The sequence below is a fragment of the Micromonospora phaseoli genome (assembly GCF_900109115.1).
GTDB lineage: Bacteria > Actinomycetota > Actinomycetes > Mycobacteriales > Micromonosporaceae > Micromonospora > Micromonospora phaseoli.
The window spans coordinates 100,263-122,792 of sequence record NZ_FNYV01000002.1 but is presented as its reverse complement, the minus strand read 5'-3'; the positions used below and the strand labels follow the sequence as shown (position 1 = coordinate 122,792).

The window sequence follows — 22,530 nt, the reverse complement described above, 5'->3', positions numbered from 1 at the left end:
AGCAGATCGGCTCCGGCCCAGCGTCAACGCTGGGCCGGAGCCGATCTGTCATGGGCCGCCCTGGTGACCTGGCTCCGCCGGGCGTCGGCGACCGCCCGGCGGCCGGTTGATCAGTGCCGGGCCGTCGACTCCGCTGCCATCCCGGTCGCTGCGTTTCCGGCCGGTGGGGGAGGCGGTTGGTTCCACCGGAGGATCACCCGGCGGCCGTGTTCGTGCCCGAGCAGACTGAGGGCGGCGGTGTCGAGGCGGAGCAGCCCGCCGGCCGACGGTGGCAGGCCGACCCACCGAGCCCCGAGGACGCGCAGTGAGTGTGCGTGTCCGACCACGGCGACGGGGCCCCGGTCGAGCAGGGGACGCAGCTTGGCGAGCATCCGGTCCAGGCGCTCACCGACCTCACTGGGTGACTCCCCGCCGGGGCACCCGTCGGACCAGACGCTCCAACCGGGGTGCTCGTCGTGGATCTCGGCGGTGGTTCGCCCCTCGTACTCGCCGTAGTTCCATTCGGCCAGGTCCTCGTCGGATTTCGTGACGGTCAGCCCGGCAAGTTGTGCGGTGCGGAGCGCCCGCGTTCGCGGGCTGGTCAGGACCGCGACGAACCGCCGGCCGGCGAGGGCGGATCCGAGCGCGCGGGCCTGCCGCTCGCCGTCGGGGGTCAACTCCAAGTCGGTGTACGACGTGTGACGGCGGCTGGCGCTCCAGGTGGTCTCACCGTGCCGGACGAGCAGGATCTCGCTCATTGCGGTGCTCCGCTTCGCTCGGTCATGGGTCCAGTCAACCAGGACGGCGTGCTCGATGCCGGGCGGCGACGGGATCGCCGGCAGCCCCGTCGGCTCGTCCGAGGGGCGGGTACGATTGGCGCATGCACTCAGGCGTCGCCTCGATGAAGCTGTGGTCCCGCCGCTGACGGCGGCAGGGTTGACCGGCTTTCTCTGATCCAGCTCTGTTCCGCCGTCCTGGCGTTCCTGCCGGGCGGTGTGTTTGTGCTGTCCGGCTCCACGACGAGCTGAAGAGCACACAATGACAAATTCTGGAAAAAGTGCACCACAAGACCTGACGGTGGAGCCCGACCTCGACTGGGGCGGCCTCCCCGCAGGTGACCGGGCGCACGTTCGAGCTGACGGCGTGCGGGTCGTGCTGGGCGGGCACGTCGTGCTGTCCGACGTCAGCGTGACCGTCTCCGCTCGCTCACGGCTGGCCATCGTCGGCGAGAACGGCCGTGGTAAGACGACGCTGTTGCGCGTGTTGACCGGCGTGATCTCGCCTGACCAGGGCACGGTGGAACGGATCGGCACGTTCGGCGTCGCCCGGCAGGCGCTGGAAGCGCGGGGCGGCGAGACGGTGGGGACCCTCGTCATGGCGGCGATGCGGGAGTCCCACCGCGCGTTGCGGGCGCTCGACCGCGCGGCGACGGCGCTGGCCGAGGGCGGACACGGCGCGGATACGGCGTACGCGGACGCCCTCGATGCGGCTACCCGGCTGGACGCCTGGGACGCCCAGCGCCGTGTCGACGTGGCGTTGGCCGGGCTCGACGCCTGTACCGACCGGGAACGTCCGCTGTCGACGTTGTCGGTCGGTCAACGCTACCGGGTTCGCCTGGCGTGCCTGCTGGGTGCGCGTTACGACCTGCTGATGCTCGACGAGCCGACCAACCATCTCGACGCCGACGGCCTGGCATTTCTCACCGCGCGGCTGCGTCAGCACCCCGGCGGGGTGGTGGTCGTGACGCACGACCGTGCGCTGCTCAGGGACGTGGCCGCGGAGTTCCTGGACCTCGATCCCAGCGAGGACGGGCGACCGCGCCTCTTCGCGGGGGGTTACGCCGGCTGGCAGGACGGACGCCGGCGGGAGCGCGAGCGCTGGGTACGCGACTTCGAGACGCAACAAGCCGAACACCAGCGGTTGGCCGACGCGGTCAACGAGGCGCAGCAGCGACTCAGCACCGGCTGGCGTCCGGACAAGGGACATGGCAAACACCAGCGTCAGTCCCGTGCCCCCGGTGTCGTCCAGGCACTTCGACGCCGACAGGAGGACCTGGACGCGCACCAGGTAACCGTGCCCGAACCGCCGCGTCGGCTGCGGTGGCCGGACCTTGGCTCCCGGTTCGGGTCGCCCGTTCTGCGCTGCCACGACGTCACCGTGACCGGTCGGCTGCACCAACCGGTCAGCCTCGCCCTTGACGGCGGTGACCGACTGCTGGTGGCCGGCCCCAACGGGGTGGGCAAGTCGACGCTGCTCGCGAAGCAGCTCGAACCGTCGACGGGGGAGGTTCGTCACCTCACCCGGGCTCGCGTCGGGTACCTCGGGCAGGAGGTGCCGGCCTGGCCTGCGGGCGTGCTCGCGCACGAACTGTACGACCAGCACCTCGGCCAACTCCAGTCCCGGGGACACCTCGTTGACACCGACCGCCTGCCCTTGACGGCGACCAACCTGCTCGACCGGGAGGCCTTCCGCACCCCCGTGGTGCGGATGTCTCAGGGCCAGCAACGCAGGCTGAGCCTTGCGTTGCGGCTCGCTGAGCGACCCGATCTGCTCATCCTCGACGAGCCCACCAACCACCTGTCGGCCCCCCTGGTCGATGATCTGACCGCGGCCCTGCTGGAGACCCCGGCAGCCGTTGTCGTCGCCACCCACGACCGTCAGATGCTCGGCGATCTCGGGGCATGGCCCACCCTGTCGCTGGCCATGCCTGCCGGCACCCGTCCTGACGGTGGTGCCAGCACGGGTGCCGGCGCGTCCCAGTGGGAGCTAGGGTCCTAGGATGCCCTGGCGGATGTGTGGAGCACCTCGACGGCCCCTCGGTGTCGGGGAGGTCAGCCCGGCCGTGGCGTCCAGCAGGACCTCTGGACCGCGTGGTCAGGGGGTGGGCGTGGCTTTGGACTCCAAGGCGGGTTGGAACAGCTCGATCAGGTTGCCGGCCGGGTCGGCGAGCAGGATCTGGCGCCCGCCGGGCCCGAAGACCGGCTCGCTACGAAACGAGAGGCCCGCGCCGCGGAGACGGTCGATGTCGGCGTTGAGGTTGTCGACGACGAGGTGGATGCGGTTGTGTCCCGGGCCGGTGGCGTCCTCGGGCGTGGCGCGGGCGCCGGAACTGGTGGGTCCGGACAGGAGCAGCCGCAGCGGGCCGCGCACCACGTCGGCGAAGGCGGGCGCGGCGTTGGTGTTGAGGCGGAAACCGAGGTGGGTGGTGTAGAAGTCGACGGCGGCTGGTACGTCATCGACGAGGTAACGGACGCTGACGTACTGGTCGGGTTGGGTCACGGCTGAACCTTCCTCGGGTAGGTGACGGCGAGAACCGGCAGCAGATACCGGATGCGGGTGTCGATGTCGGCTGCGGTCCGAATGAAGGTGCGGTAGCCGGCCGCCGCGCTGTCGCTCACCGTTGCCGGGTCGGGCACGCTCCAGTGCAGCAGGCGGGTACGGTCACTGGCGCCCGGGCCGACTTCGCGGGCCTTGTCGCACAGGGTGATCACGTAGTCGAACCGGTGGCCCGTGAGCGTGTCCAAGTGCCGGGGACGCTGGGCGGCGACATCGACGCCGAAATGGTCGGCCAGCACCCGCACGGTGTGGCGATGCAGCCGCGGTGCGGGATGGCTCCCCGCGCTGGTCACCTGCACCTGCCCGGCTGCCTGTCGTCGAAGCAGGGCTTCGGCGATCGGTGAGCGGGCGCTGTTGCCCGTGCACACGAACAACACCGAGAGGTGGGGCAGCCGTCCCGGTGGGGGCGTGTCCCCGCGCAGGGCGGGGTGCAGTGCGGCGCCACTGTCGGCCAGCGCGCGGGCGCAGCGGTCCAGGTCCAGGTGGTAGTAGCTGTCGCGGCCATCGAAGCTGCTGCGGGTGGCGGTGACCAGGCCGCCGTCGCGCAGCAGCCGCAGGTGGTAGGAGACCAGGTTCTGCGGCTGACCAACCAGGGCGACCAGCTCGCGGACCCGGAGATCGCTCTGAGCGAGCGCAGCCAGCAACTGCCAACGCAGCGGGTGGCCGGCCAACCGCAGGAACGCCGGAGCGGTGCGACTCGGTAGGACCACGATTCGGAGAGTACATCAAACGGAATTGATTGGTCTGGGTGTCGTGCCGTCGGTTCGAGTCGCACCTAGTGTCCTAGGATGCGTTAGCAGTTGTGTGCCACACCCACTGTGAACTGCCGTTTCAGTCAACGACAGCAGGGGACACCACAGGAGAGCGGAGCGTTGCGCTCCGCGAACCCGCCGAGGTACGCAGGGAGGCGACATGAGCTTCACCGACAAGGCGAAGAACAAGGTCGAGGAGCTGAGCCGAACCGCCAAGGAGCGCATCGGCGACATGACCGACAACGAGCGCATGCGCGCCGAGGGCGCCTCGGAGCAGAGCGAGGCCCGCGCCCGCAAGGCCGGCGAGAACGTCAAGGACGCGGGACGCAACGCGAAGGACGCCTTCGGCCGGTAACCGGGTGCATCGGAAGGGGCCGCCGGATCACCGGCGGCCCCTTCCGATTCGCGTAGCGAGGCTCAGTCGTCGCGGTGGGTCTGCCACCAGCGTTGCCCAGCCTCGGGCAGGGTGTCGATCGGGTCGTAGTAGGCGTACCGCTTGCTGAGCGCCTCCAGGTCGGCGGACTCGATGGAGGTGCGGTAGTTCTTCGTCCAGTAGGAGATGCCGCGCTCACGGTCGTACTCGGTGATCATGTGGACCCAGCGCTTGCCGACGAAGGGCACGTCACAGACGATCCGAGGAGTGGCGTAGCCCGGTAGGTAGCCCATGATGTCGTGCTGGAGCTGCTGGGCGTGCCAGACGGGGACCCGCCAGTGCTCGGCATTGGGGATCATGTCGCACATGTAGAAGTAGTAGGGCAGGATGCCGGCCTCGCCCTGTAGTGCGAAGCAGAGATCGAGCAGGTCGGTGCCGGTGGCGTTCACCCCGCGCATCAGGACGCCCTGGTTTCGTACGTCGCGGACGCCGACGTCGAGGGCGGTCTGGGCGGCCTTGGCGACCAGTGGGGTGAGCGACTGGGCGTGGTTGACGTGGGTGTGGATGGCCAGGTTGACGCCACGGCGGGCGGCGGTGCGGCCGACCCGCTCCAGGCCCTCGACCACGTCGGGCTGCAGCCAGTGCTGCGGCAGGCCCATGAGGGCCTTGGTGGCGAGCCGGATGTCGCGGATGGTCTCGATCTCCAGCAGCCGCATCAGGTACGCCTCGAGGTTGCGCCACGGGACGTTGGCGACGTCTCCGCCGGAGACGACGACGTCGCGGACGCCGGGGTGGCCCTTCAGGTAGCTGATGTGCGCGTCGTAGCGGTCGACGGGTTTGAGGGTGAGCTTGAGCTTGTCGACGGCGGGGGTGGAGTTGCCGACCAGGTCCATGCGGGTGCAGTGCCCGCAGTACTGCGGGCAGGTGGAGAGCAGTTCGGCGAGGACCTTGGTGGGGTAGCGGTGGGTCAGTCCCTCGGCGACCCACATGTCGTGTTCGTGCAGTGAGTCGCGGGTGGCGTACGGGTGCGACGGCCAGTCGGTGCGCCGATCGGAGGCGACCGGGATCATGTATCGCCGGATCGGGTCGGCGAGGAACGCCTCGGTGGTCAGCGGTGCGAACGGCACCATGGTGTTGATCATCTGTGGGGTGACCAGCATGGACATGGTGGCCAGGGCGCGCTGGTCGGCGTCGAGGTCGGCGTAGAAGGTCTCGTCGATGGTGTCGCCGAGCAGGGCACGCAGCTGCTTGATGTTCTTGACGCAGTTGACGCGCTGCCACTGGGCGCTTTCCCACTGGTCGCGGGTGACCGCGCGCCAGCCGGGGAAGCGGGTCCAGTCGGGTTCGATCAGGGGGTTGCGGCGGTATTCGTAGGGCTGGCCGGTGAGCGTGGTGGCGGGGGCCGGCTCGGGTGCCGGGATGGTCTGCACCGGCGGTCGGGTCTGGGTCACGGCCCCTCCTCTTGGCTTGCGTTGGTGATCAGCGAAACGAAGGCTACTGGAAAATATCCGGCGGAGAAATTATTCTGCCGGAAGTTTTCCCGTCGTGCGAGTCCAGGTCCGGGCTTCAGGCGGCTGGACAGGGGAGGTCAGCGTGACGTCACCGGTGGGTCTGCATCGCGTGGTGGAACCGGCGGGGGTACTGCCGCAGGCCGCCTGGCGGCTGGACGTACGGCCGGAGATCGCACCGAACGAGGTGCGGATCAGAGTCGAGCGGCTCAACCTGGACGCGGCGAGTTTTCGGCAGCTGTCCGGCAAGCACGGCGGGAACGGTGACGCGGTCCGCGCCGAGGTCCTCGACATCATCTCGACTCGGGGCAAGATGCAGAACCCGGTGACCGGTTCGGGTGGCATGCTGATCGGCACGGTCGAGGAGTCCGGGCGGCGTTCGCCGCTGGGGCTCAAGCCCGGCGAGCGGGTGGCCACGCTGGTGTCGCTGACCCTGACGCCGTTGGTGGTGACCGACGGGCTGGCCCGCTGGGACGGGCGCAGCGAGCAGGTCCCCTGCGACGGGTACGCGATCCTGTTCGCCCGGTCGATCGCGGCGGTGCTGCCGGAGGACCTGGCTCCGCAGCTGTCCCTGGCGGTGTTGGACGTGTGTGGTGCGCCGGCGTTGACCGCCCGGGTGGTGTCGCGGTACGTGGCCGAGCGGGCGATTGAGGGGGATGCCCGGCCGGTGTCGGTGGCGGTGGTCGGCGGTGCGGGCAAGAGCGGCTCGCTGTCGTTGGCGGCGGCGCGGCGGGCCGGCGCCTCCCGTACGGTCGGCGTGGTGCCGGTGGCGGCGGAGCGCGCCGCGCTGGAGGCGGCGGGGCTGGCCGACGTGGTGGCGTTGGCCGACGCCCGGGATCCGGTGGCGTTGTCGACGGCGGTGACGTCGGCGCTGGGGGTGCCGGCGGATGTGACGGTTGTCTGTGTGGATGTGCCGGGCTGCGAGCACGGTGCGGTGTTGGCGACCGCGGACGGCGGCACGGTGATCTTTTTCTCGATGGCGACGAGCTTCGCGGCGGCGGCCCTGGGTGCGGAGGGACTGGCGGCGGACGTGACGATGCTGGTCGGCAACGGGTACGTGCCGGGGCATGCGGAGCTGGCGTTGGGTCTGCTGCGCGGCGTGCCGGGGGTGCGTGGGCTCTTCGAGGCCCGGCTGGCGGCAGACTGAGGCCATGACGAACAACCCCTCGACGTTGTACCGCGCCGGTGTGCTGCACTGCCCGGCGGACCCGTCCGCGACGGCGCTGCTGGTCCGTGACGGGCGGATCGCCTGGTTGGGTGCGGATGCGGATGCGCCGGCGGCGGACCGGGTGGTGGATCTGGATGGTGCGCTGGTGACGCCGGCGTTCGTGGATGCGCACGTGCATGTCAGCGACACCGGGTTGGCGTTGTCGGGGCTGGATCTGTCCGCGGTGCGGTCGGCTGGTGAGTTGCTGGACGCGGTGTCGGTGTTCGCGGCGGGTCTGCCGGCGGAGGCGGTGGTGTTGGGGCACGGCTGGGACGAGTCGACGTGGTCGGTGCCGCAGCCGCCGGGGGCGGTCGAGTTGGGGCGGGCGGCTGGGGGGCGGCGGGTGTATCTGTCGCAGGCCTCGATTCATTCGGCTCTGGTGTCGTCGGCGTTGCTGGCGGCGTGTCCGGAGGCGGTGGCGGTGCCCGGGTACGACGAGTCGGGGTGGCTGCGGCGTGACGCGCATCATGTGGTGCGGGCGGCGGCGCGGGCGTCGGTGACGCGGTCGCAGCGGGTGGTGGCGCAGCGGGTGGCGTTGCGGCATGCGGCGTCGTTGGGGATCGCGGCGGTGCATGAGTGTGGTGGGCCGGAGATCTCCGACGAGGAGGATTTCACCGGGCTGTTGGCGGTTTCCGGGGCGGGGTTGCCGGAGGTGTACGGGTACTGGGGGGAGTTGGGTGGTGCGGCGCGGGCGCGGGAGTTGGGGGCGGTCGGTGCTGGTGGGGATCTGTTCGCCGACGGGGCGTTGGGGTCGGGTACGGCGCATCTGTCGCGGGCGTACGCCGATGGTGAGGGTTGTGGTCACGGTTATCTGAGCGCGCAGCAGGTTCGTGATCATCTGCTGGACTGTGCGGTGTATGGCATGCAGGGCGGGTTCCATGCGATCGGGGACGCGGCGATCTCGACGGTGCTGGAGGGGTTCGCGGCGGCGGCGCAGCGGTTGGGCACGGAGCGGGTGCGGGCGGCTCGGCATCGGGTGGAGCACGCGGAGGTCATGGATCGGCGGTTGATCGCCGGGTTCGTGGAGTTCGGGGTGATGGCGTCGATGCAGCCGGCGTTCGACCGGTTGTGGGGTGGCGCGGGCCGGATGTACGAGACGCGGCTGGGGTTGGCGCGGTCGTTGGCGTCGAATCCGATGGGGGCGATGCACGCAGTCGGGGTGGCGTTGGCGTTCGGTTCGGATTCGCCGGTGACGCCGTTGGATCCGTGGGGGTCGGTGCGGGCGGCGGTGGCGCATCACAACCCGGTGCAGCGGATGAGTGTGCGGGCGGCGTTCGCGGCGCACACCCGGGGCGGGTGGCGGGCGGTGCACCTGGACAGCGAGGGTGTGTTGGCGTTGGGGGCGCCGGCGACGTTCGCGGTGTGGTCGACGCCGGCGGGGGTGGAGCGGGGGCTGCCGGTGTTGCAGGCCGAGGATCTTCAGGCGCGGGGTGTGGATGATCCGACGCCGTTGCCGGTGTGTCGGGCCACGGTGCTGCGTGGTGCGGTGATCTATGAGGAAGGGGCTTCGTGAGCGAGCGGGGCGGGTGGGTCGCCGGCGTGGGTGTTCGTCGGTCTGGTGCCGGGCACAGTGGGGTGGCGGTGTGACGGGCAAGCTGGGTCTGGATCCGGTGCTGGTGGCGCGGGCGCGGGAGTTGGCGCGGCGGGCGGGGCAGCCGGTGGTGGAGTTGGCGCGCAGCCACACGACGGTGTCGGTGGAGCGGGCGGTGCTGCGGTTGGCCGGGGTGGCCGGTGCTGATCCGGACGGGATTCCGTGGGTGAACCGGCTGGTGGATGCGGTGGTCGCGGACGTCGGGTTGGGGCACGGGGTGGCGTTGCCGGTGTTCGACGCGCTCGTGCGGGAGCAGCTCACCGATGTGACGTTGCTGGCGCAGAAGGCGGCGGCGGGATCGGTGCGGTTCGTGGTGCCGTCGGGCAGGGCGGCGACGGCGGCGCGTCGGGCTGCTCGCCGGGCGGTGGCGGTGGGGATTCGGCAGATTGACCGGCGTCGGGTGGAGCGGGATCGGCTGGTGCGGCGGTACGGGGATCCGCGGCAGCGGCCGTGGATTTATCTGATCGTGGCGACGGGGGACATTTACGAGGACATTCCGCAGGCGCAGGCGGCGGCGCGGGCGGGGGCGGACGTGATCGCGGTGATCCGGTCGACGGGGCAGTCGTTGTTGGACTATGTGCCGGAGGGGGCGACCCGGGAGGGGTTCGCGGGTACGTATGCCACGCAGGAGAACTTCCGGTTGATGCGGGCGGCGTTGGATTCGTCGTCGAAGGAGCTGGGCCGGTATGTGCGGTTGACGAATTACGCGTCGGGGTTGTGCATGCCGGAGATGGCGACGTTGGCGGGTCTCGAGCGTCTGGACATGATGCTCAACGACTCGATGTACGGGATTTTGTTTCGGGACATCAACCCGGTCCGTACGTTCGTGGACCAGCGGTTCTCCCGGAAGGTGCATGCGCGGGCGGGGATCGTCATCAACACCGGTGAGGACAATTATCTCACCACCGCCGACGCGGTGGAGGAGGCGCACACGGTGACGGTGTCGCAGTTGCTCAACGAGTATTTCGCGCATGAGGCGGGGTTGGCGGATCGGCAGTTGGGTCTGGGGCACGCGTTCGAGATCAATCCGGATGTGCCGGAGTCGTTCCGGTTGGAGTTGGCGCATGCGTTGCTGGCTCGGGAGCTGTTTCCGGATGCGCCGTTGAAGTGGATGCCGCCGACGAAGCACATGACCGGTGATGTGTTCCGGGGCAACCTGCTGGACGGGTTCTTCAACCTGGTGGGTGCGATGACCGGGCAGGGGATTCTGTTGGTGGGGATGATGACCGAGGCGGTGGTGACGCCGTGGTTGTCGGATCGGGACATCGCGCTGCAGAACGTGCGGTACGTGCTGGGTGCGGCGGGCGGTTTGCATGAGGATTTCGTGCCGGCGCCGGGCGGGTTCATCCAGCAGCGGGCGCATCGGGTGCTGGGTGAGGCGGTGCGGTTGTTGGAGCGGATTGGTGAGCAGTCGCTGTTGACCGCGATCGCCGAGGGCACGTTCGGGATCATGAAGCGGCCGGCGGATCGGGGTAAGGGTTTGGCCGGGGTGGCGCGGCATGAGGCCGACTACTACAACCCGGCCACCGAGATTCTGGAGCGGCCGGTATGAGTGGGGCGGTTGTGCGGCCGTACGGGGACACCACCGGGGACGGCATGGTGCAGGTGTCGTTCACGTTGCCGGTGCCGCATGACAAGCGGGGCGAGGGTGCGGCGGTCCAGTTGGCGAACCGGATGGGCATCGATCCGGCGATGTTGGTGCACGCGAAGCAGATGGGTGACGGGTTCACGTTCTTCGTGGTGTACGGGCGGGTGAACCATCTGGTGGATCTGTCGGCGGTGCGGGTGGTGGAGCGGGATTTTCCGTTGCTGAGCGCCAAGGAGGTCAACGCGGTCGTGAAGCGGCGGCTGCGTCGCAAGTTGTCGGTGGTGGGGGCGTGTATCGGCACGGACGCGCACACGGTGGGTATCGACGCGATCCTCAATGTGAAGGGCGTCGCGGGGGAGAAGGGCCTGGAGTACTACCGGGAGTTGTCGGTGACGAACCTGGGTGCGCAGGTCAGTGTGCCGGAGTTGGTCGAGGCGGCGCGGGTGGCGAGGGCCGATGCGGTGTTGGTGTCGCAGGTGGTGACTCAGCGCGACGCGCATCTGCACAACACGAGGGAGATGTCGGCGGCGTTCCGGGAGGCGATGCCGGCGGGTCGGCGGCCGTTGCTGATCGTGGGTGGGCCGCGGTTCGACGAGTCGCAGGCGGCCGAGTTGGGGGTGGATCGGATTTTCGGTCGGGGTACCACTCCGGGTGAGGTGGCGTCCTACCTGGTGCATGCGTTGGTGAGCAGGAGGGTGAAGGTGGCATGAGCGAGCGGGACTCTCGGCTGGGGTTGACGGTGACGCATCGGCGGTATGTGCCGTACGCGCACGCGCACTATGCGGGGAACCTGGTCGACGGGGCGTACGCGTTGGGTCTGTTCGGGGATGTGGCCACGGAGGTGTGCATCCGTACCGACGGCGACGAGGGGCTGTTCGCGGGGTATTCGGACGTGCGGTTCCTTGCGCCGGTGCGGGCCGGTGACGTGGTGGAGGTGACCGGTCAGGTCAGCCGGGTGGGTACCCGTAGCCGCACGGTGGAGTTGAGTTGTGTGGTGGTCTGTCGGGGCCGCCCGGACCGGGGTGGGTCGGCCGCGGAGGTGCTCGATGTGCCGGTGGTGGCGGTCACCGCCACCGGCACCGTGGTCGTGCCGGCGGCGTGAGGGTCGCGGTCTGCGCCGACGTCGGCTCGACGTACACGAAGGTCGCGGTGGTGGACCTCGACGGCGGTGGGCTGGTGTCGGCGGCGGCGGCGCCGACCACGGTGGGCTCGGATGTGCTGCACGGTCTGGATGCTGCGGTTGCGGCCGCCACCGTCGGTCTGGGCTGCGGTGACGTGCCGTGGTATGTGTGTTCGTCGGCCGGTGGTGGGCTGCGGTTGGCGGTGGTCGGTTATGAGCCCCTGGTGACCGCGCAGGCGGGCCGGCGGGTGGGTCTGTCGGCGGGGGCGGACGTGGTGCACGTGGCCGCCGGTCGGTTGGGTCGGGTGGAGTTGTCGGCGTTGCGGGCGGCCCGTCCGGACGTGGTGTTGCTGGTGGGTGGCACCGACGGTGGGGATGCCGACACGTTGCGGCACAATGCGGGCCGGTTGGCGCGGGCTCGGTGGCGGGTGCCGGTGGTGCTCGCCGGCAATGTCGATGTTCGTGCGGAGTTGCACGCCGTGCTGGTCGGTGCGGGGGTGCCGGTGACGGTGGCGGACAATGTGCTGCCGCGGATCGGGGTGCTGGCGCCGTTGTCGGCGCGTGCGGCGATCCGGCGGGTGTTCCTGCGGCATGTCATCGGCGGTAAGCGGTTGTCGCGGGGTGGCCGGTTTGCCCGGTTGGTGCGGGCGGCCACGCCGGATGCGGTGTTGACCGGGGTGGAGGCTCTCGCCGATGTGGTGGGTGGCGACCTGGTGGTGGTGGACGTGGGTGGGGCCACCACGGACGTGTATTCGGTGCTGACTCCCGACGAGCGGGCCGGTGGGCCGGGTCGGGAGGTGGCTGGTGCGTTGTGGCGGGCCCGGACCGTCGAGGGGGATCTGGGGATGCGGTGGAGCGCCCCGGGGGTGGTGCGCGCCGCTGTCGAGGAACGTCTGGTGGCGGGGGCCGAGCATGACGGTTTGGCTGCTGAGGCGGTGGTCCGCGCCGCTGAGCCGGGGTTCCTGCCGGCTGATGGGGCGGGGTGGGCCGTTGACGCGCGGATCGCGGCGTTGGCGGCGACGGTGGCGGTGCGTCGGCATGCCCGGGGGGTGGGTACCGGGGAGCGGGCGGGGCGGGATCTGCGGGATGTGCGGCTGCTGGTCGGTTCGGGTGGTGTGCTGCGGCATGCCCGGGGCGACGAGGCGGTGGGGGTGTTGGGTGCGGTGCTGGGCGATCATGCCGGTGGGTGGGCGTTGCCCCGGTCGGCGCGGTCGGTGGTGGACACCGACTATGTGTTGGCCGCGGCGGGGCTGCTCGCGGCGGATCATCCGGTGGCGGCGCGGGCGTTGCTGCGTCCCCTGCTCGGCTGAGCAGGGGTTGGTCGGGGCGACACGCCGGGGTGGTGGCAGCGACTCGTCGGGGGTGGGTTGACAAGGCCGGGGGTGTGCCACGTACCGTCTTTGAGTCCTACCACGGGAAGTGGCTGTTGTTCGCTTCGTCCCTTCGTCCGCTGGCCGAGCGACACGGTGCACGTCAAAGTCGCGGCGGCCAGGTCCAGCGGGCGGGGGTCGGCGGGGCGGCGCGAACCGGCCGCGGTTACCGGTGTTTGGCAGGGTGTGGTGCACGGCCAGTAGACAACGGCCCGACGGAGACAGCCAGTCGCCGTCCGGTCGGTCCGAAGGTCGGCGTGCCGCATTCGGCCGCATCGGCCGGGAGGGGCCTGGGAGCATCGGGGCGCGGCGTAGGCCGCGCCCCGACTTCGTTTTCCCGCCGGGCCTGGGTTCAGGTGGTGGTCGGGCCGGTGGTGGGGCGGGCCCGTACGTGCAGGCGTTCGCCCTGTGGGCCGAACAGGTTGAGCACTTCGGTGGGTTCGGGGCCGGGGTTGGCGACGCAGTGCGGGACCCGGGTGTCGAATTCGGCGACCTCGCCGGGTGCGAGCGTGAGGTCGTGGTCGCCGAGGCGCAGCCGTAGCCGTCCGGAGAGCACGTACAGCCATTCGTAGCCCTCGTGGGACTGGGGTTGCGGGTCGGCGGGGGTGTGTGGGGGCAGGATCTGTTTGAAGGCCTGAAGGCCGCCGGGGCGGCGGGTCAGCGGCAGGAATGTCATGCCGTGGCGGACGATGGGGCGGGCCCGTACCCGTGGGTCGCCGACGGTCGGCGCGCCGACCAGTTCGTCCAGTGGCACCTGGTGTGCGCGGGCCAGCGGTAGCAGTAGTTCCAGGGTGGGGCGGCGGTGTCCCGATTCGAGTCGGGACAGGGTGCTCACCGAGATTCCGGTGGTGTCGGCGAGTTCGCTCAGGGTGGTGCCGCGGTGTTTGCGTAGGGCCCGCAGTCGGGGGCCGACCGCCGCCAGCACCGCCGCCTCCTCGTTTGCCATAACAGCAACATTACTTGTCTTCGTTCCTGGTCGGATGCAGGGTGGGGGTCGACTGGTGACGAAGGAGCGGGGTATGGACGACAGATACGACGTGGTGGTGGTGGGCGGTGGGGCCGCCGGCCTGGCCGGCGCGCTGACGCTGGCCAGGGCGCGACGCAGCGTGCTGGTGGTGGACGCGGGTGAGCCGCGTAACGCGCCCGCCAGCGGGGTGCACAACTACCTGGGGCGGGAGGGTACGCCGCCGGCGCAGCTGCTGGCTGTCGGCCGCGACGAGGTCACCGGCTACGGCGGGCAGGTGGTGGCCGGCCGGGTCGACGGGGTGACCCGCGACGAGGCGGAATTCGTCGTTCTGATCGACGGCGCGCGTACGGTGCGGGCGCGGCGGCTGCTGGTCGCCACGGGGCTGGTCGACGAGCTGCCCGAGGTGCCCGGGTTGACGCAGCGGTGGGGTCGGGACGTGCTGCACTGCCCGTACTGCCACGGGTGGGAGGTCCGCGACCAGCGGATCGGGGTGTTGGCCAGTGGGCCGCTCGCCGTGCACCAGGCGCAGCTGTGGCGGCAGTGGAGCCCGCATGTGCGGCTGCTGCTGCACGAGAGCCCGGAGCCGGGGCCCGAGGAGACCGAGCGGCTGGCCGCCCGGGGCGTCACGGTGGTACCCGGTCGGGTTGCCGCGCTGGAGGTGGTCGAGGACCGGCTGACCGGGGTGCGGCTGGCCTCCGGTGAGGTCGTCGAGCTTGACGCGGTGGTGGTCGCGGCGCAAATGACCGCCCGGTCGGCGTTGCTGGAGTCACTCGGGTTGACCGCGGTCGACGTGGAGAACGCCGGTCACGTCGTCGGCCGGCAGATCCCCGCGGACGCGACCGGCGCCACGGCGGTGCCGGGTGTGTGGGTGGCGGGCAACGTGAGCGAGGTGTCCGCCCAGGTGATCCGTGCCGCCGGAGCCGGCCTGACCGCCGGCGCGATGATCAACATGGATCTGATGGAGGAGGACACCCGGGCGGCGGTGGCGGAGCACCGACGGCAGCGGGAGGTGATGTTCACCGAGGCCGCCTGGGAGGAGCGCTACCGGTCGCGCCCGGCGGTGTGGAGCGGCCGACCGAACCCGCAGCTGGTCGCCGAGGTGCAGGGACTTGCCCCGGGCCGTGCCCTGGATGTGGGCAGCGGTGAGGGCGCCGACGCGGTGTGGCTGGCCGAGCGGGGCTGGCAGGTCACGGCCGTGGACATCTCCACCGTCGCGCTGGCCCGGGCCGCCGAGCACGCGAAGGCCGCCGCCGGGCAGGTCGCCGAGCGCATCGAGTGGACCCACGCCGACCTGCTGCGCTGGTCACCGGCGTCGAGCGCGTACGACCTGGTGTCGGCGCAGTTCATGCATCTGCCGCCGGAGAACCGCAGGGAGCTGTTCGCCCGGCTGGCCGACGCGGTGGCCCCCGGCGGCCGGCTGCTGATCGTCGGGCACCATCCGCGGGACCTGCGGACCACGGCCCACCGGATGCACTACCCGGAGATGATGTACACCGCCGAGCAGGTCGCCGAGGAGCTGGACCCGGCCCGTTTCGAGGTGCTGGCGGCCCAGACCCGGCCGCGCCCGGCGGTGGATCCTGACGGGCGGGACATCGTCATCCACGACGCCGTGCTGCTCGCCCGCCGCCGGTAGCGCTCGTGCCGGTTCGGTGGGTGGCTTCGGTGGGCGGCGGCGCGGATCACCGGATCGCCCGGGTAGCCTTCGGCGCGTGATCGCGCCCGACTCGCCCGTGACGACCGTGGACCGTGCCGCCGCGTCCAGCCCGCCGAGGCGCCCGGCTCGCCCGGTGCGCCTGCCGGTGGCGGTGGCGATGGCGGTGGCCGCCGGGTTGGCGCTGCTGGTGGCGTTTCCCCCGTACGGGTGGTGGCCGCTGGCGCCGGTCGGTGTGGCGCTGCTGGCCGCCGCGACCCACCGGCGGCGGTTGCGTGCCGGCGCCGGACTGGGCTTCCTGACCGGTCTGGCCCTGTTCGCGCCGCTGCTGGCCTGGACAAACCTGCACACCGGCTACCTGCCGTGGGTGCTGCTGTCGCTGCTGCAGGCCGGCTACCTGGCGCTGCTGGGTGCGGCCACCGCGTGGGTGTCGCCGCTGGCCGACCGGTTCCCGGCGGGGTGGCCGGCGCTGACCGGGGTGCTGTGGGTGGGGCAGGAGGCGCTGCGTGACCGGACCCCGTTCGGCGGGTTCCCGTGGGGGCGGCTGGCGTTCGGTCAGGACGGCTCGCCGCTGCTGCGGCTGGCCGCGCTGGGTGGCGCGCCGCTGGTGACCTTTGCGGTGGCGCTGACCGGTGGTCTGCTCGTGGTCGGGCTCTGGTGGCTGCTGCGGGCGCGTCGAGCGGCCAGCGGCGGGTGGTGGGCGCCGGCGGCCGGGTGTGCCGCCGCGGTGGTGCTGGTGCTCGCCGGTGGGCTGCTGGTGCCGGTCGCGACGACCCGTCCGGGTGCGGCGGTCACGGTGGCCATCGTGCAGGGCAACGTGCCCCGGCTCGGCCTGGACTTCAACGCGCAGCGGCAGGCGGTCCTCGACAACCACGTCGACGCCACCATCGACCTTGCCGGTGAGGTCGCCGCCGGCGGTACGCCGCGCCCGGACCTGGTCGTGTGGCCGGAGAACTCCAGCGACATCGACCCGCTGCGCAACCCGGCCGCCGGGGCGCGGATCTCCGCAGCCGCCGACGCCATCGGCGTGCCGATCCTGGTCGGCGCCGTGCTGTTCGGGCCGGAGCAGGGACAGGTGCGCAACGCGGGGCTGTTGTGGCGTCCGGGCAGCGGACCCGACCTGGAGCAGCTGTACATCAAGCGGCACCCGGTGCCGTTCGCCGAGTACGTGCCGCTGCGCCGGATCGCCCGCATGGTCAGTGACCAGGTCGACCGGGTACGGGCCGACTTCGTGGCCGGCACCGAGCCAGGGGTGATCAACACTGGGTCGACGGTGCTCGGCGACGTCATCTGTTTCGAGGTCGCCTACGACGGGCTGGTCCGGGACACCGTCGTCGGCGGGGCGCAGCTGCTGGTGGTGCAGACCAACAACGCCACGTTCGACGTGGCCGAGGCGCGCCAGCAGTTGGCCATGGTGCGGCTTCGGGCGGTGGAGCACGGCCGGCCGGCGTTGATGGCCTCGACGGTCGGGGTGTCCGGGTTCGTGACCCCGGACGGCCGGGTAAGCGATGCCACTGGGTTCAACACCCGTGCGGTGGTGGTGCGGCAGCTGCGGCTGACCGACGGGCGCACGCTGGCCACCCGGGTGGGGGTGTTGCCGGAGGTGGTGCTGGCCGGGCTGGCGGTGGCCGCGTTGGCCGGCGCGGCGGTGCTGCGGCGCCGGTGGGCCGGTCGAGAGGGACAGGCGGCCGGCAGCCCGGGGTGAGGGGGCAGCGGTGGTGCACAGGACCGACATCCGTCCGGTGGTGACCGGGGTGCCCGCAGTGGGTCGGGTGCTGGTGGTCATTCCGACCTACAACGAGGCCGACAACGTCACGGCGATCGTGCGGCGGGTCCGTGAGGCCGCGCCGCAGGTGGAGATCCTGGTCGCCGACGACAACAGCCCGGACGGCACCGGCGAGATCGCCGAGGGCATCGCCCGCGCCGATCAGCGGGTGCACGTGCTGCACCGGGAGGGCAAGCAGGGGCTCGGCGCGGCGTACCTGGCGGGGTTCGCGTGGGCGCGGCGGCGTGGTTTCGACGCCGTGGTGGAGATGGACGCCGACGGCTCGCACGCCCCGGAGGACCTGCCGGCGTTGCTGGCCGCGGCCCGCGACGCGGACGTGGTGATCGGATCCCGGTGGACCAGGGGCGCCCGGGTGCTCAACTGGCCGTGGCGGCGGCTGCTGCTGTCGCGGTGCGGCAACATGTACGCGCGGCTGGCGTTGGGCATGCCGCTGGCCGACGCCACCGGCGGCTACCGGGTGTACCGGGCCAGCGTGCTGGACGCCCTGGACCTGGAATCGGTGTGCTCGCAGGGGTACTCGTTCCAGGTGGAGCTGTCCCGGTTGGCGCACCGGGCCGGTGCGCGGATCGTGGAGGTGCCGATCACGTTCGCCGAGCGGGAACGCGGCGCCAGCAAGATGAGCCCGCTGATCGTGGTCGAGGCGCTGTGGCGGATCACCGGCTGGGCGGTGTCCGACCGGCGTACGGCGGTGCGGCGCGGCCTGCGGGCCGCCACGGCGGGGCAGGCTCGGTGGCCCTGAGCGGGGGCGTGTCATGCTGGATGGACGGGACGCCTACGCCCGCCGGCGGGGCGGTGACGACGAGGCGCCGTGAGGCGGATGGGGTGATATGCGCCGAGCACTGAGGTTCGTACCGTTGGCCCTGCTGGTGTCCGTGGCCGCGGAAGTGGCCGTGTTCGTGGTGGTGGGCCGCGCGATCGGCTTCGGCGCGGCGACGCTGCTGGTGTTCGCGGCCTCGCTGTTGGGGCTGGTGCTGCTGCGCCGGGAAGGCATCCGGGCGTGGCGAGGGTTCCGGGAGGCGGCGCAGTCCGGCCGGCCGCCGGGCCGGCAGGTGACCGACGGGTTGGTGGGGCTGCTGGGCGCGTTGCTGCTGGCGACGCCAGGGTTGGTCAGTGGCCTGGTGGGGTTGGTGTTGCTGGTGCCGCCGGTGCGGCGGTTGGCCCGCGGTGGGATGCAGCGGACTGCCGAGCGGCGGGTGTCGTCGATGGCCGCCGGTGACCTGTTCGGGCCGCGCCGGGTACGGGTGTACCAGGGCGGAGGCCAGCAGTCGACGGACCGTCCGCAGCCCCCGGGCGGTCCGGGGCCGCAGCAGCAGCCCGCAGCCGGGCCGGGGCAGCCGGTGGTGGGAGACGGGACCGCCATCGAGGGTGAGATCGTGGAGCCGCGCAACGGCTGACACACGCACGCACGACGACGGCGCCCCCGGGAGATGATCTCCCGGGGGCGCCGTGTCGGTGCCGGGTCAGGCGCGGCCGCGGCGGGTGCGGACCTCCTGCAGCCGTTCGGCGAGGATGTCCTCCAACTCCGCGATCGACCGCCGCTCCAGCAGCATGTCCCAGTGGGTACGCGGCGGCTTGGCCTTCTTCTGCTCGGGCTCGTTGCCGTCGACCAGCCGGGCCACGCTGCCGTCGAACTTGCACTCCCAGGTGGTTGGCACCTCGGCGTCGACGGCGAACGGCACCTCGAACTGGTGACCCTTGGCGCACAGGTACTCGCGGGTCTGCCGCGGCGCGAGCTCGGTGTTGCGGTCGGATTCATAGCTGACCGCGCCCAGCCGGCTACCGCGCAGCATACGATCGCCCATGATCGACTTCCCCTCTTCGGTGGTGCAGGTCCTATCGGTGTAACGGTCCGTCTCCGCCGGGCCATTCCCACGGCCACGCCCCGACGGCCCGCACCCGACGAGGGTGCGGAGTCAAGGGTAACCGGCCATGACGTACGCCCGACGGGGTCGTCCCCGGCCGGGTCGTCTCGGCGGACCGCGCCGCCAGCGGGAATGGTAACCGGCCCGGGCAGCCGGCGTGGCGTCAGCGCCGGTGGCGCGCCGGACGTCGCCCGCTGCGTTCAGTCCTCGGCGTCGTGGGTGAGCAGGGCCAACTGGATGCGGTTGGTCAGCTCCAGCCGGGCCAGCGCGCTGGACACGTACGCCTTCACCGTGCCCACGGACAGGTACAGCCGGGCGGCGATGTCGGCGTTGGACAGCCCGGCGGCGACCGCCCGGGCGACCTCCCGCTCCCGCTCGGTGAGCAGCGCGAACCGTTTTCGGGCCTGCTGGCGGCGGTCCTCGGTCGGCCCGCCACCGCCGGCGACCCGCTCGATGAGGGTCCGGGCGACGCTGGGGGAGAGCACCGGCTCCCCGGCGGCGGCCCGCCGGACCGCGTCGACGATCCGTTCCGGTGGGGTGTGTTTGAGCAGGAAGCCGGCCGCACCCGCCCGCAACGCCTCGACCACCGTGGCGTCGGCGTCGAAGGTGGTCAACACGATCACCACCGGCCGGTGCCCGGCCCGGCTGCGGATGCCCCGGGTCGCCGCGATGCCGTCCAACAGCGGCATCCGCACATCCATCAGCACGACGTCGGGACGCAACCGGGTGACCGCGTCGGCGACGTCCACCCCGTCGGCGGTGTCGCCGACGACCTCCAGGTCCGGCGCGCCACCGAGCATCAGCCGCAGCCCGGTACGCACCAGCGCGTCGTCGTCGACGAGCAGCACCCGGATCCGTCCGCCCGCCGTCACGCCGGCCACGACAGCCGCACGGTCAGCCGGAACGATTCGTCGGCGACCGCGTGCTCCAGGGTTCCGCCGTCGAGGGCCACCCGCTCGGCCAGGCCGATCAGTCCGGTGCCGGCCCCCGGTCCGCCACCGGCGCCGGGCGGCATCGGGTTGCTGACCGTCACCGCCACCCCCGGCCCGGGGGCCGCCTCGACACGTACCGCGACGGGTGTGCCCGGCGCATGCTTACGGGCATTGGTCAATCCCTCCTGGACGGTGCGGTAGACGGTGCGTTGGGTGGCCGGACGCAGCGCCTCGGCGGTGCCCGGGGCACAGACCATCTCAAGGTTCACCCGCTGGTCGGCGGCCCGCGCCTCGGCGACCAACCGACCGATGTCGGACAGCCGTGGCTGTGGCGCCGCCGCGACGTCCTGCGGGCCTGCGGCGCGCAGCACGGCGAGGACCTCGCCCAACTCGTCCAACGCCTGCGCGGCGGTGTCGCGGATCACCTCCGTCGCCGCCCGCAGTTCGTCGGGCGTCAGGGGCTGCCCGGTGCCGGCCTGCGCCTGCGCCGTGCGGTACGCCAGCCCACCGGCGTGCACGGACAGCAGGGATATCCGGTGGGCGAGCACGTCGTGCATCTCCCGGGCGATGCGTTCCCGCTCGGCGCGGCGGGTGTCGGCCAGCCGCCGCCGGTGCTCCTGCCGCTGCCGTTGCGCATCACGACGCAGCCCGAGGATGAGCTGCCGGCGGGCCCGGGTGGCCATCCCCCAGCCCAGCGGCGCGAGGAACATCATGGCGACCACCGTCAGCGCCCCCGACGTGCTCATACCCGGCGGCGGATACTGCGCCGCGAAGTGCAGCGTCGGCACCAGGTACGCCAGCGTTACCAGCGACGCCGGCAGCCAGTCGCGGCGGATCGCGGCGGTGAACACCGCCACCATCGACGCACCGGTCGCCGTCCCGGCCACCAGCAGCGCCGGGACCAGAGCGATCGCCAGCGCCAGCGGAAACCGCCGCCGCCACCACAGGGCCAGACAGGCCACGGCACCCACCCACGGATCGACCGTGAGCATCCACTGCGGTACCGCCTGCGCGTAGTAGGCCGGCTGTCGTGCCCACTCGTCCAGGCCGACCAGCACGGCGCCGGTGAACAGCAGGAGGTCCACCGCCCAGTCGCGCAGCGTTCGGCGCGGTCGCGGTCGGGTCGGATCTGATTCGGCCAACTCCGCCGGCAGCAACCAGCGCGGCGCCCTGGTGCCCGACCGGGGCGCTGCCGGACTGCGTTCGCTCATCTGACGAGCCTAGGCAACGCCCGGCATCGGCTACCGCTATCCATCGACCAGTTCGCCCCCAACCAGTCGACCAAAATCCTGCCCCCACCCGCGCCGACCGGGGCGGCGGGGGCGCGGGCGGGTGGGGGTCAGCGGGTCGGGGTAAGGCGGGCCAGGGCGGCGGCGAGGTCACCGACCTGGCCGGCGAGCTGAGCCATCCGCTGCCGGGCCTCGTCGCGGTCGGCCTCGGTCTCGCGTAGGCGTACCGTCAGCTCGGCCACCTGGGCCTCGGCGGTGCTGACGGCCGTCCGGACGGTCCCCAGCTCGGCGCTCAGCGTGCCGATCCGGGCGGTGGCGGCGGCCAGTTCCTCGCCGGACTGCCGGGCCGCCTGCTGCGCCCGGTCGCGGTCGGCGTCGGCCTGCGCGCGGGCCGCCTGCGCCCGTTCGGCATCGGCGCAGGCCTCGGCGGCCTGCGCGGACGCCGATTCGGCAGCGGTGCGGGCCTGCGCGGCAGCCGCCCGGGCCAGCTCTGTGTCGGCGCGGGCGCGGTCGGCCTCGATCCGCAGCTCCGCGACGTCGGCCCGCAGCAGCTCGGCCTGCGCGATCGCCTCGGCGGCGGCCCGGCCGGCGCGCTCGGCGTCGGCGCGACCGGCGTCCCGTTCGGCGGTCAGCTCGGCCGACCGGCGCCGCTGCGCCTCCAGGTCGGCGAGCAGCGATGCCAGTTGGGCGCGGACGCTGTCCCGGTCGGACTCGGCCTGCGCCCGTAACGCCTGCGCGGCCGCCGACGCCCGGCCGGCCTCGTCGCGGGCCGCCTCGGCCCGCTCGGCCCGGTCGACGGCCGCCGCCGCCAACTCGCCGGCCTGGGCGGCGTCGGCCTGGGCGGCGTCGCGTTGTGCCGTCGCGGCCCGCGCCTGCCGGCGGTCCAGTTCGGCGCGGGCGGCAGCGTCCTCGGCCGCCCGCAGCGCCTCGTCGCGTTCGGTCTGCGCCGCCGCGACCTCACCGGCCGTCTCCGCGCGGACCTGCGCCACCTGCCGCTGCACCCCGGCCGGGGACAGCTCGGCGTGCAGCGCCTCGGTGAGGGTCTCCACGATCTGGTCGAGCCGATCCACGGCCTCCCAGGTGCGGGCCACCTGACCGGGCAGGCCGGGGGCGTTGCGGTGCCGCATCCGGCTGTTGCGGGAGGCACGCTGGCAGGCGCCGTCGTTGTCCCGGCAGTACCGGAACGGGCGGCCCGCGCCGGCGCGCTGCGGCACGTCGCGTCCGCAGTGGGCGCAGGGGCGGTACTCGGGGGTGGGCTGGGCGTCCATCGAACGGGCAG

At 72.2% G+C, this 22,530-nt stretch carries 21 protein-coding genes; 12 read left to right on the top strand and 9 right to left on the bottom strand.

The features are described from left to right. Window positions 1–110 precede the first annotated feature (110 nt). Complete coding sequence (locus tag BMY89_RS05370) at window positions 111–737, bottom strand: histidine phosphatase family protein (protein WP_092375898.1); 627 nt, start codon at window positions 735–737, stop codon at window positions 111–113. Between the two features lie 385 nt (window positions 738–1,122). Between BMY89_RS05370 and BMY89_RS05365 the strand changes: the two genes are divergently transcribed. Then, window positions 1,123–2,757 (top strand): ABC-F family ATP-binding cassette domain-containing protein, encoded by a 1,635-nt coding sequence (locus BMY89_RS05365; RefSeq protein WP_232521076.1) that lies wholly within the window; start codon window positions 1,123–1,125, stop codon window positions 2,755–2,757. Between the two features lie 96 nt (window positions 2,758–2,853). Here the strand turns inward: BMY89_RS05365 and BMY89_RS05360 are convergent, their stop codons facing one another. Beyond that, window positions 2,854–3,258 carry a VOC family protein gene (locus tag BMY89_RS05360; RefSeq protein ID WP_092375893.1) on the bottom strand — a complete coding sequence of 135 codons (405 nt, stop codon included), beginning with the start codon at window positions 3,256–3,258 and terminating at the stop codon, window positions 2,854–2,856. Beyond that, on the bottom strand, window positions 3,255–4,025 hold the full coding sequence (locus BMY89_RS31275) for an arsenate reductase/protein-tyrosine-phosphatase family protein (protein WP_092375889.1): 771 nt from the start codon (window positions 4,023–4,025) through the stop codon (window positions 3,255–3,257). Before BMY89_RS31275 ends, BMY89_RS05360 begins: the two co-directional genes overlap by 4 nt. 202 nt (window positions 4,026–4,227) lie before the next feature. On the opposite strand from BMY89_RS31275, the gene BMY89_RS05350 reads away from it, so the two are divergent. After that, window positions 4,228–4,422: a CsbD family protein gene (locus BMY89_RS05350; protein ID WP_092375886.1), complete on the top strand. Its 195-nt coding sequence runs from the start codon at window positions 4,228–4,230 to the stop codon at window positions 4,420–4,422. 62 nt (window positions 4,423–4,484) lie between these two features. On the opposite strand, the gene BMY89_RS05345 is transcribed toward BMY89_RS05350, so the two are convergent. Next, complete coding sequence (locus tag BMY89_RS05345; RefSeq protein WP_092375882.1) at window positions 4,485–5,891, bottom strand: KamA family radical SAM protein; 1,407 nt, start codon at window positions 5,889–5,891, stop codon at window positions 4,485–4,487. Between the two features lie 142 nt (window positions 5,892–6,033). Between BMY89_RS05345 and kdd the strand changes: the two genes are divergently transcribed. From kdd to BMY89_RS05315, 6 genes are all read left to right on the top strand, one after another. Next, on the top strand, window positions 6,034–7,095 hold the full coding sequence (gene kdd / locus BMY89_RS05340) for an L-erythro-3,5-diaminohexanoate dehydrogenase (RefSeq protein WP_092375879.1): 1,062 nt from the start codon (window positions 6,034–6,036) through the stop codon (window positions 7,093–7,095). Between the two features lie 4 nt (window positions 7,096–7,099). Continuing rightward, a complete protein-coding gene (locus BMY89_RS05335; protein ID WP_092377392.1) occupies window positions 7,100–8,668 on the top strand; it encodes an amidohydrolase in 1,569 nt (522 codons plus the stop codon). A 70-nt stretch (window positions 8,669–8,738) separates the two neighbouring features. Further along, a complete protein-coding gene (gene kamD / locus BMY89_RS05330; protein ID WP_092375876.1) occupies window positions 8,739–10,298 on the top strand; it encodes a lysine 5,6-aminomutase subunit alpha in 1,560 nt (519 codons plus the stop codon). Next, on the top strand, window positions 10,295–11,044 hold the full coding sequence (gene kamE, locus BMY89_RS05325) for a lysine 5,6-aminomutase subunit beta (RefSeq protein ID WP_092375873.1): 750 nt from the start codon (window positions 10,295–10,297) through the stop codon (window positions 11,042–11,044). The genes kamD and kamE overlap by 4 nt, the downstream gene beginning before the upstream one ends. Beyond that, complete coding sequence (gene kal, locus BMY89_RS05320; protein ID WP_092375869.1) at window positions 11,041–11,436, top strand: 3-aminobutyryl-CoA ammonia lyase; 396 nt, start codon at window positions 11,041–11,043, stop codon at window positions 11,434–11,436. The genes kamE and kal overlap by 4 nt, the downstream gene beginning before the upstream one ends. Continuing rightward, window positions 11,433–12,764 carry a glutamate mutase L gene (locus BMY89_RS05315; protein ID WP_092375864.1) on the top strand — a complete coding sequence of 444 codons (1,332 nt, stop codon included), beginning with the start codon at window positions 11,433–11,435 and terminating at the stop codon, window positions 12,762–12,764. The genes kal and BMY89_RS05315 overlap by 4 nt, the downstream gene beginning before the upstream one ends. A 412-nt stretch (window positions 12,765–13,176) precedes the next feature. Here the strand turns inward: BMY89_RS05315 and BMY89_RS05310 are convergent, their stop codons facing one another. Then, entirely contained in the window at window positions 13,177–13,770 is a 594-nt protein-coding gene (locus BMY89_RS05310) for a helix-turn-helix domain-containing protein (RefSeq protein ID WP_092375861.1), read from the bottom strand. A 73-nt stretch (window positions 13,771–13,843) separates the two neighbouring features. On the opposite strand from BMY89_RS05310, the gene BMY89_RS05305 reads away from it, so the two are divergent. The 4 genes from BMY89_RS05305 (at window position 13,844) to BMY89_RS05290 (ending at window position 18,622) form a co-directional block, all read left to right on the top strand. Further along, window positions 13,844–15,424 carry an FAD-dependent oxidoreductase gene (locus tag BMY89_RS05305; RefSeq protein WP_092375859.1) on the top strand — a complete coding sequence of 527 codons (1,581 nt, stop codon included), beginning with the start codon at window positions 13,844–13,846 and terminating at the stop codon, window positions 15,422–15,424. A 97-nt stretch (window positions 15,425–15,521) separates the two neighbouring features. After that, a complete protein-coding gene (gene lnt / locus BMY89_RS05300) occupies window positions 15,522–17,147 on the top strand; it encodes an apolipoprotein N-acyltransferase (protein ID WP_372433266.1) in 1,626 nt (541 codons plus the stop codon). A gap of 10 nt (window positions 17,148–17,157) precedes the next feature. Next, on the top strand, window positions 17,158–17,967 hold the full coding sequence (locus BMY89_RS05295) for a polyprenol monophosphomannose synthase (protein WP_232521075.1): 810 nt from the start codon (window positions 17,158–17,160) through the stop codon (window positions 17,965–17,967). An 88-nt stretch (window positions 17,968–18,055) separates the two neighbouring features. Beyond that, window positions 18,056–18,622 carry an FxsA family protein gene (locus BMY89_RS05290; RefSeq protein WP_092375856.1) on the top strand — a complete coding sequence of 189 codons (567 nt, stop codon included), beginning with the start codon at window positions 18,056–18,058 and terminating at the stop codon, window positions 18,620–18,622. Between the two features lie 66 nt (window positions 18,623–18,688). Here BMY89_RS05290 and BMY89_RS05285 read toward each other — a convergent pair whose 3' ends face one another. The 4 genes from BMY89_RS05285 to BMY89_RS05270 all read right to left on the bottom strand — a co-directional run bounded on the left by BMY89_RS05285 (window position 18,689) and on the right by BMY89_RS05270 (window position 22,519). Beyond that, window positions 18,689–19,030, bottom strand: a complete 342-nt coding sequence (locus BMY89_RS05285; RefSeq protein WP_092375853.1) for an RNA polymerase-binding protein RbpA — start codon at window positions 19,028–19,030, stop codon at window positions 18,689–18,691. 260 nt (window positions 19,031–19,290) lie between these two features. Next, a complete protein-coding gene (locus tag BMY89_RS05280) occupies window positions 19,291–19,962 on the bottom strand; it encodes a response regulator (protein ID WP_232521074.1) in 672 nt (223 codons plus the stop codon). Next, complete coding sequence (locus BMY89_RS05275) at window positions 19,959–21,233, bottom strand: sensor histidine kinase (protein WP_092375847.1); 1,275 nt, start codon at window positions 21,231–21,233, stop codon at window positions 19,959–19,961. Before BMY89_RS05275 ends, BMY89_RS05280 begins: the two co-directional genes overlap by 4 nt. Window positions 21,234–21,361: 128 nt before the next feature. Next, window positions 21,362–22,519: a coiled-coil domain-containing protein gene (locus tag BMY89_RS05270; RefSeq protein WP_092375844.1), complete on the bottom strand. Its 1,158-nt coding sequence runs from the start codon at window positions 22,517–22,519 to the stop codon at window positions 21,362–21,364. Window positions 22,520–22,530 lie beyond the last annotated feature (11 nt).

What these genes read in the sequence shown, in the direction of transcription:
- BMY89_RS05270 (WP_092375844.1), bottom strand. Translation starts at nt 22,519, where the DNA reads ATGGACGCCCAGCCCACCCCCGAGTACCGCCCCTGCGCCCACTGCGGA.
- BMY89_RS05350 (WP_092375886.1), top strand. Translation starts at nt 4,228, where the DNA reads ATGAGCTTCACCGACAAGGCGAAGAACAAGGTCGAGGAGCTGAGCCGA.
- BMY89_RS05370 (WP_092375898.1), bottom strand. Translation starts at nt 737, where the DNA reads ATGAGCGAGATCCTGCTCGTCCGGCACGGTGAGACCACCTGGAGCGCC.
- BMY89_RS05305 (WP_092375859.1), top strand. Translation starts at nt 13,844, where the DNA reads ATGGACGACAGATACGACGTGGTGGTGGTGGGCGGTGGGGCCGCCGGC.
- BMY89_RS05335 (WP_092377392.1), top strand. Translation starts at nt 7,100, where the DNA reads ATGACGAACAACCCCTCGACGTTGTACCGCGCCGGTGTGCTGCACTGC.
- kamE (WP_092375873.1), top strand. Translation starts at nt 10,295, where the DNA reads ATGAGTGGGGCGGTTGTGCGGCCGTACGGGGACACCACCGGGGACGGC.
- kal (WP_092375869.1), top strand. Translation starts at nt 11,041, where the DNA reads ATGAGCGAGCGGGACTCTCGGCTGGGGTTGACGGTGACGCATCGGCGG.
- BMY89_RS05290 (WP_092375856.1), top strand. Translation starts at nt 18,056, where the DNA reads ATGCGCCGAGCACTGAGGTTCGTACCGTTGGCCCTGCTGGTGTCCGTG.
- BMY89_RS05285 (WP_092375853.1), bottom strand. Translation starts at nt 19,030, where the DNA reads ATGGGCGATCGTATGCTGCGCGGTAGCCGGCTGGGCGCGGTCAGCTAT.
- BMY89_RS05310 (WP_092375861.1), bottom strand. Translation starts at nt 13,770, where the DNA reads ATGGCAAACGAGGAGGCGGCGGTGCTGGCGGCGGTCGGCCCCCGACTG.
- BMY89_RS05275 (WP_092375847.1), bottom strand. Translation starts at nt 21,233, where the DNA reads ATGAGCGAACGCAGTCCGGCAGCGCCCCGGTCGGGCACCAGGGCGCCG.